Raw genomic sequence first — 15470 nt, 5'->3', positions numbered from 1 at the left:
TTTCTAACAGGCTTTTGTAGACTGGTATGGCGTCGGGATTTAATTCTATAACTTGTTGATAGGCTGCGATCGCTTCTTCTCTTTGCCCAACTTTAACTAAAACCTCCCCTAACCGCCACCAAGCTTCCCAGTTATCGGGTTGAAGTTTCAGCAAATTTTGATAAGCTGCTACTGACTCAGGATTTAGCTCAATAACACGCTGATACATGGCTACTCCCTTAGCCAAATCTACCTGACTTCTCTGTCGCAGCGCCGAAGCCAAACTTGATTGAATCTCCACCTCATCAGGAGCTTGCTCGATCGCCCTTTGATAACAAACGATCGCCTCATCCAACCGCCCCAATTTAGTTAGAGCTTCCCCTTGATTGTAATAGAGCCAAGCCGACGAACTAGGGTTAAGTTCGATCGCCCGACTGTAAGCATTGACTGCTTCTTCCCACCGGGAAACCTTAAGCAAAACATCTCCCAAATTTGGGTAAGACCAATAAAAATTGGGGTTTTCCTCAATAGCAGAGCGATAAGAAGCGATCGCCTCTTCCCATCTCCCTTCCTGCTTTAGTTTGTTTGCCGCGTCAAAATAGCTTACAGTCATTGCTTGTCTCCGGCTTTCCTCAACCGTTGTTAATCATACCCTGATTTGATACTAAGGTTTATGAATATATTCTAAAGACTGCTTCTCAATCTCATCCCAAAATCCGTCCACCCATTTTATCACACCCGCAACTCCATCCTTTAAAGAAATTTCTGACTTCCATCCCAGTTCAGTACGAGCCTTGGTTGAATCTATCACATAGGCAGCATCCTGTCCTAATCGTTCGGCAACAGTCTCCGTTGACTCAGCAAACGAGCGGTTCATTGCTTCGCAAATAGTTTGCACTACTTCCCGCACAGCATACCCCCTATCGGGCGACAAATGATAAATTTCCCCCACCTGTCCTTTTTCCATCACCGCTAATTCTCCCCTAGAAACATCGCGAATATGGATATAAGACTTGACAGCGTGCCCGCCGCCGTGCAACTGAATCGTTTTACCCAACTTCAGGTAAATTGCCGAGCGCGGAATAATTTTGAAGAGCTGCTGATACGCTCCATACACATTGGTAGCACGAACTGTAACCAAAGGAAACTGAAAATTTTTATAGTAAGTGGATAAAAGTAAATCCGCAGCAGCTTTAGAGGCTGCGTAGGGTGTCGAAGGATTCATCGGCGCAGATTCTAGCACATTCCCTTCACAAGTGCCGTACACTTCAGGAGAGGAAATGTGAACGTAACGCTGCAAGTATTTCTGATCTTTTAAGTGGTTAATTAATTGAGCTAATGCTACGGTATTAGTTTGAAACCAGTGATCGGGATGCAACCAACTGGGAGCTACTTCACTTTGAGCGGCAAAATTAACAATATATTCCGGTGCAAACTCGTCCAACACCTCTATAATCTGCGGCATATCCCCGTTAAAATCCAATTGATGAAACTTAAAACTAGGGTTGGTATGGCGAAGATACGGTAAAAAAAGCGGCCCTTTCTCTGGAGAACGACTTATACCTATAACTTCGTTTTGGTCGTCTTCCAGAAGTAAGTCAACGAAATCGCTTCCCGAAAAAGAATTGCTACCCAAAACTGCTATTTTACGTTGATTCATGTCTCCACCTGATGATTTTATTTATATTTTTGCCGTTTTACAATGTAATTTTAAAATCTACTCAAAGTAGATAAAAGAGTGATCGCCACTATAGCCACAATGCTTAAACCACCAATCCCACTCTTGGGGGGTATAGAAACTTTCGCACGTAAGCTGCCAATATAGTAGATTAGCTTTTTCGGATTCGTTCCTATAAGACTCTACCACAATATATTTGTTCCCCTTGCTGACCCGCTCTATTTCCCGCAAAGCTCTGTCTAGCTCAAAACAATACAAATTGTGTAAAGTATTTATAGAAATCACTAAATCAAAGCTGTTGTCTGCAAACGGAAGTTCTGTCGCGCTGCACGCTTTCAAAAACGGGCGCACTTCTTCCTTAGCGTGAGCAATCCCGTATTCGGAAATATCGATACCGGTTACTTCGACTCCCGGTATAGCTTGCGTAAAGTCGTAGAGTAAAAAAGCCTTGCCGCAACCCACATCAAGAATCCGATCGCCCGGTTTTAAATTATAGTGTTGAGCGATCGCATCTGCAACAGCCCGCCAGCGACCATCATATTTATAACCACCATAGCCAACTTTGCGATCGCCGTCCCAATAATCATAATCAAATTTTTTAGCAAGCTTAGCCGCCTCAGCCTTGGGGAATTCATTCACGCGCCCCAAATAATCGCGCTGAGTTTTTTTGTGAACTGCTGAGAGGAAATCAATATAAGCCATTTAAAATTCCCTGTTTTCTTTCAGGTATTGGAGAGCGCGACGCGCCTTTTGCAATTGTACAGCTTTGTGTACTTCCCGATCGGCAACTTGCCCAGCAAAACTGCGCCTTTGGCTGGCCACTGGCAAAAAGTCATTAAGCAGAATACAACACCACTTGACTCGATAAACAGGCAATAAAATCGCCATCCGCTGTCGGTGTTGTTCGGGTTCTGACAACTCAGAAACAACCGCTTCAACAAACTTGGAGTAGTAATCTAGAGAAACAGGAACCGCCGGTTGGCAAAAAAAGTCAGAAACCATTTTACCCGGTTCGTCCCACCCTGCATACTCAAAATCGAGAAAGCGTAATTGCCCAGAATTGCTCAAAATAGCGTTGTGAAACCCAAAATCCGATGGAGACAAACACCGATCTAAAGATGCGATTTCTGCTTCTAACTTTAGACTCCACTGACTCGCTTGTTGCACAACCCGCGATCTCACTCGTTTCCACAATTCAAACAACTCGTTGTGGATGAATTCTAAAGCAGAGCGATCGCTATCGGAAGATGCTTCGACTGTTTGCAACCTGACAAGACGACGTTCCACGCATTGCAGATGTTCCTCAAGGGTAAAACAAGCTTCCGATGCCTTGGGTAGATTTTGAGCCTCAGTCAGTTGCTTATAACAGTTTATTTGCCGATAGAAATTAAGTGCTTGCTCAACCGTTTCTGCAGTAACTTCCTGCGGTTCTAGTCGCCGTCCCCGGACAAACTCATATAAACCTAAACCTTTTTGGCGATCGCACGCCAACGGTTGAGGTAAAGCCCGCACCCCATTGTCCCAAGCAAACTGCGAAAATGCAAATTCAGTACCCAAGCGGTCTCTGCGATCGCCTGGATGTTGAAAATAAACCTTCAACAAAAAACTTGAACCATCCGCATCCACGCGGAAAACCCGGTTATTCCCGCCACCTGTCAGAGGATGAAGTTCCACCTCACCACCCAACCCCGCCGCAGATACTAAATCACCGGCCGCTTGCTGAAGCTCTTCTAAACTCAGGGAAACAACTTCAGTCATCATAAAATCAAAGCCTCTATTTCCGACCAAGAGGAAGCGTAACGAAAGGGATGTCCGGTGAGATGGTGATTTTGGGGGTCAAAGAGGATGCGTTCGACTCCGGCCGGAAACCCCGACTCTCCCAAAAATTCGGGCAAGTCATCGATAAAATGGGTACATTGCTGCTTGGCAATGCGTTCCAGCTTTTCCTGCTTAGTAAGTTCAAAGTACACTTGGTCTGAGGACAAACCAATGCGATCCGGGTCGTAAAACCCTTGACTTTTCAACCATCCCTGTGCAGCTTCGTGCAAATCGTATTTGGGGCCCAGATAAGGGTAGCGCGTTTTGTGGCTGACAATGCAGACATTGACTCCATCCCGAACGCAACGGGTAAAAAATTCCTGTACGCCCGGAAACGGGTCAGCTTCTTTCATGCGATCGCCATAAACATAACCCTGCATTTGGGTCCAAGCATCTTCCTTCCCACACTGGCGCAAATAATCCCGCACTTGACCTTTACTCGCGGGAATTTCTGGGGGAATTAAGCCTTGTTCGAGGGCCACTCGGTGGAACAAGCCGTCATAACAGACGATCGTGTTGTCAAAATCAACTCCAATTAACATTGCTCACTCCACACTCATAGCTTCTTGAAAAAAGTTGTTTAGTTTTGGGTCTTCTGACTTTTGATAATAACCGCCCATTGGCGTATTGGGTAAAGTTAAGACCACCTGCATCATTGTTTCAAAATCGTCGATATCGCTGCGCTCTTGCAGTACCATTTCTTCCAAACCTGCGTGTAACTCGCATCCAGCACCTAAAATCCGGTCGTATATTTCCAATCTGGGCTTGGTTTTCTGGGGCAACATAAACAGGCTAAATAGGATGATGCCCTCTAGTTGTGGCAGTTCTGTCAAGACATCGTACAACATCATATAACATCCCGGCATAGCGTATTCAGTAGCACTGAGTTTATAATCTAAATTATGCCGTGTGGCGTAGTCGCGAACCACCAAGTTTTGCACGCGGTGCGGATAACTTATTCCCCGCACGGGACGGCTGGTAATGTAACCGCGATACCCTAATTTTTGACTCAATTCTTCACTCATCAAACCCCCCAGGCATTGTAAATTTCATCCCTATTTTAGAGGCTGCACGCACGGCGATCGGGGCGAAATATTCCCCCAGACGTTTATCAGAGTAAGGTGTAAATAAACCTTTAAATCGAATATTCATAGACCATCTAGTTGTAGATTCTTGGTTAATTCGATTGCCGTGGACAATCGTAGGAGTAAATAGAACTACCTTACCGTAGGGAAGTTCTAACCATTCAAGTTCTGGCTCGATCGCCTGATAAAGACTTTCTGTTCCTGCCCCAGAAAATTCCTGTATTCTTTCCCGCCATTTAGCATCAGCATCAGGCGGCAAAATAAACATACTTTTGGTTCGATAGCAATCTACTAATGGAATCCACAATACTACTTCAAAAGGAGAACATTCCGAACCCCAACTATCAGAATGCAGGGGTAATAAAGAACTGTTGTCGCCTGGAAGTTGAATGCTTAAACCGATATTTCGCTGCATCACCAGTTCGTTGCCGACAATGGTTTTTACTAGGGAACGAGCGCAGGAGAAATATGCTTCCCGAAACCAAGGTTCGGCCATTAAACCTGATATGATATGAAGCCGAAAAGAGTTGAGTTTTTTGACTGGTACTAGAGAGGCAATTTCATCTAAAAAATTTCCTGCCTCTTCAGGATATGGCACTCCTAAAAAATTAGCTGCTAAATCTACTGTTTTGTTTCTGATTCGATCCAAGGCAGATAGATTTTCGCAGGGCTGGATGATATAGCCATTTTGTATGAAAGCAGCACTTAAGTCTGTTTCTTTTTTTTCTAGGAAGTCCATATCTTTCGATCCTGTGTTTTTTTATGCTTTCACCGGCTTCGGGGCGATCGCCCGATACATCTCGAAGGTTTTGTCTGCGATGGCTTGTGGGGTGAGACCAAAATACTCGCGGGCATACTCTTGTTCTCCCGCTGCGTGCAGGAACTTGTCTGCAACTCCAATTCGCAACAGACGAGCTTTTTGATGGTCGCGATCGCTCAACCACTCAGCCACAGCCCCTCCGAGTCCGCCCATGATACTGTGTTCTTCAACCGTCGCCACTACCCAAAACTGCGAGAAAGCCTGATTTAGCAATTCTCGATCCAAAGGTTTGACAGTGTGGAAGCTAACAACTTGAGCTGACACTCCCTGTTTGCTAAGCTCGTCTGCTGCTTGCAACACATTCGGTAGCAGATTTCCGGTACTCAGCAAGCAAACGTCACTTCCCCGTCGCATCACGATTCCTTTGCCAATTTCAAAGTCAGGCATCCCCTGATGAACAAGCGGCTCACCTTTCTTGCCCATGCGAATATAAGCTGGGCCATTCTGTTGCAAACAAGCTCGCATAGCCGCTCGTACTTCCCAAGCATCACCCGCACAGATCACAGTCATGTTAGGCAGCATTCGCAGTAAAGCAATATCTTCACAAGAATGATGAGTTGCCCCATTCCCGGCATAGGACAAACCAGCCCCAACTCCCACAATAATCACTGGAACATTGTGATAACAAACATCAACCCTAATTTGTTCAAAACAGCGAGTAGTTGTAAACGGCGTAATTGTGTAAGTAATGGGTCGAAGTCCGCACATTGCCATACCAGCCGCCACGCCCATCATGTTCGCTTCGGCCACTCCACAGTTATAAAACCGTTCGGGAAAGCGAGCTTTATATTTATCAAAAAGCCGATTGCCAATATCGCCAGATAACAAAACAACTCGATCGTCTTCCGCCGCGATTTCGCTCAGTTCCGCTGCAAATTCATTTCTCATACAAGTTGGAGTTCCACTTTAGCTTTTTCAACTTCTTCAGCAGTCGGAACGCGGTAGTGCCAATTGTTGTCATCTTCCATAAAAGAAACGCCTTTTCCTTTAACGGTATGGGCAACAATAGCAACGGGTTTCCCACTACCATCTGGCACGTTACGCAAGGTATCAACCAATGCTTTCATGTCGTGACCGTCTAATTCATAGGTACTCCATCCGAAAGCTTCCCATTTTTGTTTTAAAGGATGAAGAGCCATAACTTCGTTGCTGCGACCCGTAGCTTGCCACTTATTGTAATCAATGATGGCAACTAAATTATCTAGTTTTTGAGCTGGTGCAAACATCGCTGCTTCCCAAACTGAGCCTTCATTGCATTCGCCATCGCTCATTGTGACGAAAACGCGGTAAGAACGTTTCTGAATGCGACCTGCCAGTGCCATCCCAATACCCACTGACAATCCGTGTCCCAGAGAACCAGTTGCTACTTCTATCCCTGCTACGCATTTCACGCTGGGGTGTTCTGGCAAGTTGCTACCTGGTTCAGCATAGGTATCGAGTAATTCTTGCGGGAAAAATCCCGCTTCTGCGAGGGTGGCGTAAAGCGTTGTTGCTGCGTGTCCTTTACTGAGAATAAAACGATCGCGATCTGGATTTTCTGAATCCTTGGGATCGATTTTCAAACTTCCCCAGTAAGCTGCTACTAAAAGATCGGTACAGGATAGGGAAGAACCTAAATGGGCAGTGCGAGCTTTGTGGGACAGTTCTACAATTTTGCCTCGAATTTTTCGGGCCGTGGCTTCAAGTTCGGGAATATTCATCTCTTTATTTTAAACTCAGTCCTTGCATCGTCTTAATATTGTAATAAGTGCTATCCGTCATCGGATTAGGAATCAGATTAGCATTAAACGCCTTCACCAAATCCTGCACAGCATCTTCAATTGTGTGCTGCGGCACAAACCCCAGTTCTTTCTTAATCTTCTCCGATGAAATGTGATAAGAGCGGTTGTCATTGGTCGGCGTGCTGACAATCTCTACCTGTTTGCCTACCACATTTCGCACCATTTGAGCAATTTGCATCACCGTATGATTTTCATAACCCGCGTTGAAAATCTTACCGTCGATCGCATCATCTGGCAACTCGAGCGACTTGATATAAAGGTCTGTCATATCCTCGATATGAATGTTTGGTCGTTTTTGTTCGCCACCAAACACGGTAATCTTACCATTATTAACCGCGTGGTTAGTGAGGATATTTACTGTTAAATCCAGCCTCAGTCTGGGTGAGTAACCGCACACCGTCGCCGGCCGCAAAATTAAGGTAACAAACCCCGGTTCCCGCTTTGCCAGCAACACATCCTCGCACATTGCTTTATACTTGGAATAATCAGTTAACGGTTGCAATGGGAGTTCTTCGTTAACATTTTCGGTTTCTTTAATGCCGTATACGCTTGAAGAAGAAGCATATATAAACCGCTTGACACCGCTATCTTTGGCAACATCTACTAAGTCAACAAAAGCATCGTAGTTAATCGACTTACCGAGGTCGGGATCTAATTCAAAACTGGGATCGTTGGAAATGCAAGCTAGATGGATAACAGCATCACATCCGGGTAGAATTTTTTCTAGCAGTGGGCGATCGCGAATATCTCCCTTAATCTCTTCCAACCCCGGATGGTCTTTGACTGCGGATAGAACCTCTGCTCCATAAATGTACAAATCAACAACCTTAACTCGATATCCAGCTTCAAGTAGTTTAGGAACTAGAACAGCCCCAACATAACCGGCTCCACCTGTGACTAAAACTTGTTGCATTTGATTCCCCCTACATTTCTCAATTATTTTGACTTGGGTTAATAGACATCTATAAAAACTGTTATGGGGGTAGGCATCTTGCCTTCCCTAAACTTTATTTTTACCCCCTGTCTAATATATTAATCATCCCACTAAAGGTGTTACATTTAACATTTTTGACGGGGGAAAATTCTTCCTGTTTTGGATCAAATCACTAATTTCTGCCATTGACGAAATTACCGTTATTCGATCGTAAAACGGAGATTTAGACAAATCTTGCTGTTCCTGTATTCCATAGCCAGTTTTCACCAGAAAAGCTTTCATCCCTAACTGCAAACCAGGCTCTAAATCCCTGAGTCTATCCCCGATCGCCCAGCACCGCGTCGGGTCTAAACTGTGGTCGGCCATCGCTTGCAGAAATAACCCAGGCGACGGCTTGCGACACTCACAAACGTAACTATACTCGATAACTTGACCTTTTGGGTGGTGGGGACAGAAATAAAAATCTGCGATCGCCCCTGAAGCCACTTCAGCATCCCGTCGCATTCGATCGTTAACTGCCTCCACTGCCTCCACTGGGAAATAACCCCTAGCTACTCCCGATTGATTAGTCAGCACCAATACTGAGATGTCCTGAGTCTTCAGGAATTTTAGCGCATCCAGCACTCCCGGAATCCACTCAATTTGGTCGGGGTGGCTAAGGAAGTGGCTATCTTCAATTAGAGTGCCATCGCGATCGCACAAAATTGCTTGCGGCTTGCTAAAAGATGGCATCTCTATACCTTTAAAACTGTGGTAGCAAATTTCAACAACCGAGCTTTTTCTACAGGTTCAGCATTCCCAAGAGTATTAGCTGAAATTGCCCCAGCCAAATTCCCCAGCAGCGAACCAACTGCGATCGGTAATTCCAACTTCGCACTCAAGCTAGCCAGAGCAAAAAAAGCATCGCCCGCCCCTATAGTATCCTTTACTGCCAGCGTCATTGCTGGACTCAAATCTTCTTCTCCTTTCGCATTAATTCCCAACGCTCCCGCAGAACCTAAAGTGAGCCATCCTTGCTGAGCATCTAGATGTTGGAACAAGCCTTGAAGCAGATAATTGTGGTCTCCGTAACGGCTAGAAAACGCTAAACGTAGTTCTTGTTCATCCAAGCAAAAAACATCTGCTCTGCGGTACTTAGTAATTAAGTTATAGCCGTAATTTGCACTATTCGTTTGGCAGTTCAAAGCCAAAAAAGAAGCTTCATTTTGAACCATCTCCATGAGTTCAGAATCCAGCAATCCATGTCCGTAATCTGCAACCACCACCATGTCATAATCCCGAATCGTTTTCCGCAAACGATCTAACAAATTTTGCCGCTGATTGGGCGCCGGCCCTTCTTCTTGCAGCTCATTAATAGAAAACAGCTTGGTGTAATTATCCCTCATTCCCTGCCGCTCAATGTAACGGCGTTTGGTGACGGTGGCGGCACCATTTTCATATTGTAAATCTAGCCGAATACCTCCATTTATATTATTCAAAATCAAGCTGTGAATGTCTGGCTCATTCCCCACCACACCAGCCACAGTTACAGAGTCTACAAAACTAGCCATGTGGCGGGCAATAGCCAAAGAACCTCCTAAATGCTGCTCTTTTTTCAAAAAGCGAGTCGAAATAACTCTGCCCTTAGAAGTCAAACCCTGCACTGTACAGTGAACAAATTCATCAATAATTACGTCCCCCAACACTAAGACTTTGAGCTTTTGCATCGCATCAACGCCCTTGCGAATTGCCTCAAAAGGGTATTGCTGGCTTAATTGGATGGCATAGCTTTTGATATGGGGTGGCAACACATCCGTGTAGTTATTGAGCAGCTTTGTTGAGCTAAAAACAATCTCGCCTGTATAGCGAATTTCTCCGCCGTAAGCTTTGACTCGATCGGCTTCCCGGTCAATATTTTTAGTAACATCTTGACTGTGGTCAGCATATTCGTGACCTTTGCAGTAAAAATTTGGCTGAACTCGATCGAGCACATCTAAAGCTGTAGCCACCGGAGCCAATAGCACGTAGTCTACGCAAGCTAAAGAAGCAATCGAATAAAGTCGCAAATCGTCCGAAAAAACTGGTCTGCCAGGGCCTCGGTTGACGTAATGAGCTGCGGTAATTGAAACTACCAATACATCTCCCAAAGCTTTGGCTTCTTGCAAGTGGGCAATATGACCCGGGTGAAGCAGGTCAAACACCCCATGACAGAGAACTATCTTACGGTTCTGCTCTCGAACCTTAGCAAGTACCTCTTTACAAGTTTCAAAATCAAGATATTTTTCTGTGTTCTTTGTCAGCATCTTTGAACTAAATGGTGTAATTTCCAACTCGGACGGGCTTGCCACCCTACAACACGGGAGAATCCCCGTTTTTGTAACTATACCAGGTGATGTTCGCGATGGCGCATCTACAAACTTGCGTTAAAAAAGATGAACGGACTTTTTTCACCCAAACCGGAGCAGATTTCACTTTGGCGACGCTATTCCTGAACAGTTTTAAGGGCCGAGCTACCAACAGACGATGCTCTCAAGGAGAATTGGTGTGTGCGCTGAGCTTCCCGGTGGCTATTTTAAACACTAGACTCTCGCTTAAGCCTAGTGTTCCCGTCACCTGAGCCTAGATCCGCCCTACCCTAGTTTTAACAGCAAGGACACGCCTGATCAATTCTTTCCATTCGGGGGAATTGCTCAGGGAGTTCGTATCGAGATACTCGCCTTTTTCTAAGGAAAAGCGACCAAAATTTTCCAACCAGTTCACAATAGTTTCTGTCGGTGAGAAAGGCGTACAATTCAAAGATTTCTGTAGAAAATGAGACATCCCAGCCCTATCGTGGTTGCGATAAGCATGCCAGGCTTCCCATACTAGAACGCCGTACTGCACTGGATTATTTTCATCGGGATTTTTGACGGCATTTTCCTGAAAACGCCATCTCTCTAATTCCCCCGCCGTTTTGTGCAGTTGTGACTGCGACTGTTCCAATTCTTGCCGAGTCGAGTAGAGTTGCGACTGCGACTGTTCCAATTCTTTCCGAGTTCGATAGTGTTCGGCTTGGGATAATTTCAATTCTTGCCGAGTCGAGTGGAGTTGCGACTGCGACTGTTCCAATTCTTGCTGAGCTTGATAGTGTTCGGCTTGGGATAATTCCAATTCTTGCCGAGTCGAGTGCAGTTGAGACTGTGACTGTTCCAATTTTGTCCGAGTTTGATGGTGTTCGGCTTGGGATAATTCCAATTCTTGCCGAGTCGAGTGGAGTTGCGACTGCGACTGTTCCAATTCTTGCTGAGTTTGATAGTGTGCGGATTGGGATAGTTCCAATTCTTGCTGAGTTTGATGATATTGGGCTTGGAAGAGTTCTAATTCTCCCTGAATTTGATGCAGTTGAATTTGTATTAATTCGCAATCTTCCTGAGCCTGATACATTTGCGACTCAAATCGATCGCGATCTTCCTGAGTTTGATATAGTTGAGCTTCGGTTAATTCCAACTCTCCCTGAGTTTTGTACAGTTTTGACTCGGATATTTCCAACTCACTTCTAGTTTGATGTAGTTGGGGATGGACTTTTTCCAACTCTTCCTGAGCTTGATATAGTTGGGACTGAAATTGAGCGCACTCTTCCTGAGTTTTAAATAGTTGAGCCTGCGCCAGTTCCAATTCTCCTTGAATAGGATAACTTTGACTTTGAACTACTTCTAACTCTTTCTGACTTTGATTTAGTTCCGTCAAGGATTGTTCTAACTCTGCCTGAGTTTGATAGAGTTGCGACTGCGACTGCGCCAACTCTCTCTGAATCTGATGAAGTTGGGCTTTGCAATTTTCAAACTCTCTCCGTTGTTCGTAAGTCATATTGTAATACAAATCGGTTGGTTCTAGGTTTAAGTTGAGATTAAATTCGCTGGATACTTTGGTAAGTTCTATGACGGCAATTGCATTAGCTTGTGACCAAGGCCACCCGTATTCACTATCCCTAAGTTCTAAAGCATTTACTTCTTTCCAAAGCATATAGTGCTTTTCATCTACCGTTTCCCTATCTATCAGCTTTAAGTAGTTGGCGGATATAGCATCTTTCGGAATACCATATTTTTTCCATAAAACATCTAAATATTCTTGGCTAAATTGAATATACCATTCTGCATCTGTAAGTTTTCCAAAAGGAACGGTAATCAAGGCTTTTCCATCAATAGCCAGTAGATCGTAAATTTTAGCGATCGCCTTTAGGGGGCCTTCTAGATCGCGGTTCTCTATCTGTTCCCCATAGCCTCCTGAAGGATCGTCTCTTTGCCCTACGTGCTCTACACTAGAAATTGATACTATTGCGTCATATTTTTCCGCTGAGGGCAAGTTCATCAAATCTTGATTTTCTACACCTAGATCGACTTCAAATTTATCTACAATTCGTCTCGATCTGATCCCAATATTTTCGCTCAATGAGTTTTCGTAGTGGGAGAGTACGTTGCCAATTTCAAGAATTTTCTGAGGATTCTTTAGATTAGCAATAAAGTCAAAGGCAATGGAAATTTCTACGGCTCTTTCTGTCGGGTTATTAAATTTTATCCGGTTGTAATATAACTCTTTACCTTTAAAAGTAAAGGTTCTTGTCCACTTACTCATTTTTTCCTCTAAAAGCAGATTACAAGTTTTCCGGCGCGGGTTATGCTGAAAATCGGTAGTTGACAACTGGAGTATTAAATTTAACCCTTAACCTTTAATTATTACACATAGTAGTTTTTTATGCAAGCTACGGGATATTTGGATAATATGGCTGGAGTCAGTGGCCCTCTTTTTATTCCTTGCTGATATTTTATAAACGCCATTATTTTAGCGTAATCAAAAAAAATACCCCCCTTGAATTAGGGGGTTACGGCTAATCAGAAATTAATACTTCCTCTCCTGCGGCTCAAACATCGTAATCGCCACCGGCATATAAGCCAAATCAATCCCCGCAGGCGAATAATAAGCCAGCGTATGCTTCAAAAAATTCCCATCATCGCGCTCAGTAAAATCTTCCCGCGAATGAGCTCCCCGACTTTCCTGCCGATTCAAAGCAGAAGTTAAAATCATTTTTCCGACAATTATCAAACTCCGCAACTCCAAAGCTTCCACAATTTCCGTATTCCACAACTTGCCTTTATCGTCTAAGTAAACCTCCTCATATTGTCGCTCTAAATCCTCCAATTTGTTTAAACCTTCCTGCATCAATTCGGCGCTACGAAATACGCCACAATACTCAGTCATAGTATCTTGATACTGCTGCCGGATTTGATTGATGCGGTATTTTCCGGGACGCTCTACAAGTGCCTGAATTTGCTCTTTTGCTTCCGTAATATAACGCTGTTCGTCTACGGTAGGTAACTTGCGATTTTGTACGAATTGTGCTATGGTCGCGCCAGTAACTTTGCCGTAAACGACGCATTCCAACAGCGAATTGCTGCCCAAACGGTTAGCGCCGTGAACCGACACGCAAGCTGCTTCCCCGGCTGCAAAGAAACCGTCTACTAAACTATCAGGACTGCTGCGAACTTGCCCGCTAACATTAGTAGGAATTCCCCCCATTGAATAGTGGACGGTAGGGCGCACGGGCATCGGCTGATTTACGGCATCAATTCCTAACAAACGGTGGGCTTCTTCCCAAGCAAAAGGAATTTTGCTCATAATTTTTTCGCGTCCCATGTGCCGCAAATCCAGATAGATAAAGGGGCCGCCGGCACTACCATCAACATTAATTCCTCGGCCGGCGCGAATTTCTATGGAAATTGACCGCGAAGTGATATCCCTAGGCGCTAATTCCATCCGCGACGGGGCATAATTCGCCATAAATCGATCGCCCTCTGAATTAATCAAATAAGCGCCTTCGCCCCGCACAGCCTCGGAAATCAACACTCCCACGGGATACAAACCCGTCGGGTGAAACTGTACAAATTCCATATCTTCCAGCGGCAATCCAGCTAAAGCCGTCATCGCCAAACCGTCTCCCGTCGAGGCGTAATCGTTCGACGTGGTATTGTAAACTCGGCCGTAACCCCCCGTAGCAAACATCACCGCCTTAGCGCGCACGACCTCAATTTGACCGTCTAGCAGGCTATACATAACTACCCCCTTGGCTTGGCCTTCTTCCAAAATCAGGCGCGTGACATACCACTCCTGATAGATGTGAACTCCGCAGCGGCGCAGATTGTTGACTAATTCGTGGAGGATGGCGTGACCGGTTTTGTCGGCGGCGTAGCAGGTGCGGCGGTGGGAATGTCCGCCGAAAGCGCGCTGGGCAATTCTGCCGTCTGGGAGGCGGGAAAAGAGGACTCCCATGTGTTCTAAATCTATGACTACACCGGGGGCTTCGCGGGTGAGGATTTCTACCGCGTCTTGGTCGGCTAAATAGTCTGAACCTTTTACTGTGTCGAAGGCGTGGGCTTTCCAACTGTCTTCGGGATCGACATTTTGGAGGCTGGAGGCCATCCCACCTTGGGCTGCGACGGAGTGCGATCGAATCGGGTGAGTTTTGGCGACGACAGCTACCTTTAAACTGGGGTCAGTCCGGGCAATTTCTACTGCGGCGCGGCAACCTGCTAAACCGCCGCCTACAATGATTACGTCGTGTTCTAGCATCTTTTTGAATTATTTTGAGTGTTCTGCTCAACTTATCGTGACGCAAAAAAAAACTTCCTACCAAAAGAGCAGGAAGTTTTTTAACTTTTGATTTGAATGGGAAATCAAAAGTTAAAATTTCACATTGGACTAGCCGGCGCTTTCGACAGGCTGCTGATTGGACTGATTTCCCGTTGCAGAAGGTTGAGTTTCCGTACCGGGTTCTACAGCAAGCACTTCAATGTTATTTAGCAGAGTTGTAACGAAAGCAAACAGCAAGAAGGGCAGAGACAGCACTAAAATCAAGCCGACGGTAGCCAAGGCGAAGATTTGGCGGGCGCTACTCCACAAGGCGAGTGCCGACGCTAGACTTAGGAAGATGACTATCAGCCAAACAATGATTTGACCGTAAATGTCGCCAAAGGTGAGCGTACATCTAAGGCGATAGTTTTGGATGTTATTCATTTGATGCCTCGCGAGATTGCTATTACGACTTGTCCAAAAATACTTTGACAGTGCGTCAATGCCCACTGTAAATTTCTAAGTTTAGCTGCCGCAACCTGGTTTTAGGGCTGTTTTAAACATTTTTATAGAAGTTTGCAACAACACTTTATGAATTTTTGTTTCTGACTGGGAAATTTGGCCGAAACAAGACTTACGCACTCCGACAAAGAAACCGGGTTTTTTACTGTTTTGGCGGGCTGTAACGCGTCTTTTCGCAAAAAACCCGGTTTCTGGCAACCCCTGCGTCCAGGACTAAGCTGTTCTGAATCTAAATCGTATTTTTTGTGCGGGCTATAAGCCCAACCCCTAC

General features: G+C 45.1%; 15 protein-coding genes. All 15 read right to left on the bottom strand.

What is annotated here, in order from left to right; genetic code table 11:
- Nucleotides 1-592 (bottom strand): tetratricopeptide repeat protein (locus QUB26_RS13000; protein WP_333318313.1); only part of this gene is annotated, 592 nt, incomplete at its 3' end.
- A 51-nt stretch (nucleotides 593-643) separates the two neighbouring features.
- Nucleotides 644-1639, bottom strand: coding sequence for a GDP-mannose 4,6-dehydratase (locus QUB26_RS12995; RefSeq protein WP_333318311.1), 996 nt, complete (start codon nucleotides 1637-1639; stop codon nucleotides 644-646).
- Nucleotides 1640-1696: 57 nt separating this feature from the next.
- Entirely contained in the window at nucleotides 1697-2359 is a 663-nt protein-coding gene (locus tag QUB26_RS12990; RefSeq protein WP_333318309.1) for a class I SAM-dependent methyltransferase, read from the bottom strand.
- The gene (locus QUB26_RS12985; protein ID WP_333318307.1) at nucleotides 2360-3418 is read right to left on the bottom strand and encodes a phosphotransferase; all 1059 of its coding nucleotides are present in this window, start codon (nucleotides 3416-3418) and stop codon (nucleotides 2360-2362) included.
- Nucleotides 3415-4017, bottom strand: a complete 603-nt coding sequence (locus QUB26_RS12980; protein WP_333318305.1) for a hypothetical protein — start codon at nucleotides 4015-4017, stop codon at nucleotides 3415-3417. The genes QUB26_RS12985 and QUB26_RS12980 overlap by 4 nt, the downstream gene beginning before the upstream one ends.
- 3 nt (nucleotides 4018-4020) lie before the next feature.
- Nucleotides 4021-4500 (bottom strand): LIC12192 family sporadic carbohydrate cluster protein, encoded by a 480-nt coding sequence (locus tag QUB26_RS12975; RefSeq protein WP_333318303.1) that lies wholly within the window; start codon nucleotides 4498-4500, stop codon nucleotides 4021-4023.
- A complete protein-coding gene (locus tag QUB26_RS12970; RefSeq protein WP_333318301.1) occupies nucleotides 4493-5299 on the bottom strand; it encodes a sporadic carbohydrate cluster 2OG-Fe(II) oxygenase in 807 nt (268 codons plus the stop codon). Before QUB26_RS12970 ends, QUB26_RS12975 begins: the two co-directional genes overlap by 8 nt.
- 21 nt (nucleotides 5300-5320) lie before the next feature.
- Nucleotides 5321-6268 (bottom strand): transketolase C-terminal domain-containing protein, encoded by a 948-nt coding sequence (locus QUB26_RS12965; RefSeq protein ID WP_333318299.1) that lies wholly within the window; start codon nucleotides 6266-6268, stop codon nucleotides 5321-5323.
- Nucleotides 6265-7080, bottom strand: coding sequence for a transketolase (locus QUB26_RS12960; protein ID WP_333318297.1), 816 nt, complete (start codon nucleotides 7078-7080; stop codon nucleotides 6265-6267). The genes QUB26_RS12965 and QUB26_RS12960 overlap by 4 nt, the downstream gene beginning before the upstream one ends.
- 4 nt (nucleotides 7081-7084) lie before the next feature.
- A complete protein-coding gene (locus QUB26_RS12955) occupies nucleotides 7085-8074 on the bottom strand; it encodes an SDR family oxidoreductase (RefSeq protein ID WP_333318295.1) in 990 nt (329 codons plus the stop codon).
- A 123-nt stretch (nucleotides 8075-8197) separates the two neighbouring features.
- Nucleotides 8198-8827 (bottom strand): HAD family hydrolase, encoded by a 630-nt coding sequence (locus QUB26_RS12950; RefSeq protein ID WP_333318293.1) that lies wholly within the window; start codon nucleotides 8825-8827, stop codon nucleotides 8198-8200.
- Nucleotides 8828-8829: 2 nt separating this feature from the next.
- On the bottom strand, nucleotides 8830-10377 hold the full coding sequence (locus QUB26_RS12945; RefSeq protein ID WP_333318291.1) for a PfkB family carbohydrate kinase: 1548 nt from the start codon (nucleotides 10375-10377) through the stop codon (nucleotides 8830-8832).
- 316 nt (nucleotides 10378-10693) lie between these two features.
- Entirely contained in the window at nucleotides 10694-12685 is a 1992-nt protein-coding gene (locus QUB26_RS12940; RefSeq protein WP_333318288.1) for a hypothetical protein, read from the bottom strand.
- Nucleotides 12686-12949: 264 nt separating this feature from the next.
- Nucleotides 12950-14677, bottom strand: a complete 1728-nt coding sequence (locus tag QUB26_RS12935; RefSeq protein ID WP_333242019.1) for a succinate dehydrogenase/fumarate reductase flavoprotein subunit — start codon at nucleotides 14675-14677, stop codon at nucleotides 12950-12952.
- A 129-nt stretch (nucleotides 14678-14806) separates the two neighbouring features.
- On the bottom strand, nucleotides 14807-15121 hold the full coding sequence (locus tag QUB26_RS12930; protein ID WP_333242021.1) for a hypothetical protein: 315 nt from the start codon (nucleotides 15119-15121) through the stop codon (nucleotides 14807-14809).
- Between the last annotated feature and the right edge of the window lie 349 nt (nucleotides 15122-15470).

Origin of the sequence: Microcoleus sp. B4-C1 (assembly GCF_036705285.1) — a bacterium.
Classification (GTDB): Bacteria; Cyanobacteriota; Cyanobacteriia; order Cyanobacteriales; family Microcoleaceae; genus Microcoleus.
The sequence above is the reverse complement of the archived record's forward strand: the minus strand, read 5'-3'. Positions and strand labels throughout refer to the sequence as shown.

Coding starts and splice junctions, on each gene's coding strand:
- QUB26_RS12995 (WP_333318311.1), bottom strand. CDS start 1,639: ATGAATCAACGTAAAATAGCAGTTTTGGGTAGCAATTCTTTTTCGGGA.
- QUB26_RS12990 (WP_333318309.1), bottom strand. CDS start 2,359: ATGGCTTATATTGATTTCCTCTCAGCAGTTCACAAAAAAACTCAGCGC.
- QUB26_RS12985 (WP_333318307.1), bottom strand. CDS start 3,418: ATGATGACTGAAGTTGTTTCCCTGAGTTTAGAAGAGCTTCAGCAAGCG.
- QUB26_RS12980 (WP_333318305.1), bottom strand. CDS start 4,017: ATGTTAATTGGAGTTGATTTTGACAACACGATCGTCTGTTATGACGGC.
- QUB26_RS12975 (WP_333318303.1), bottom strand. CDS start 4,500: ATGAGTGAAGAATTGAGTCAAAAATTAGGGTATCGCGGTTACATTACC.
- QUB26_RS12970 (WP_333318301.1), bottom strand. CDS start 5,299: ATGGACTTCCTAGAAAAAAAAGAAACAGACTTAAGTGCTGCTTTCATA.
- QUB26_RS12965 (WP_333318299.1), bottom strand. CDS start 6,268: ATGAGAAATGAATTTGCAGCGGAACTGAGCGAAATCGCGGCGGAAGAC.
- QUB26_RS12960 (WP_333318297.1), bottom strand. CDS start 7,080: ATGAATATTCCCGAACTTGAAGCCACGGCCCGAAAAATTCGAGGCAAA.
- QUB26_RS12955 (WP_333318295.1), bottom strand. CDS start 8,074: ATGCAACAAGTTTTAGTCACAGGTGGAGCCGGTTATGTTGGGGCTGTT.
- QUB26_RS12950 (WP_333318293.1), bottom strand. CDS start 8,827: ATGCCATCTTTTAGCAAGCCGCAAGCAATTTTGTGCGATCGCGATGGC.
- QUB26_RS12945 (WP_333318291.1), bottom strand. CDS start 10,377: ATGCTGACAAAGAACACAGAAAAATATCTTGATTTTGAAACTTGTAAA.
- QUB26_RS12940 (WP_333318288.1), bottom strand. CDS start 12,685: ATGAGTAAGTGGACAAGAACCTTTACTTTTAAAGGTAAAGAGTTATAT.
- QUB26_RS12935 (WP_333242019.1), bottom strand. CDS start 14,677: ATGCTAGAACACGACGTAATCATTGTAGGCGGCGGTTTAGCAGGTTGC.
- QUB26_RS12930 (WP_333242021.1), bottom strand. CDS start 15,121: ATGAATAACATCCAAAACTATCGCCTTAGATGTACGCTCACCTTTGGC.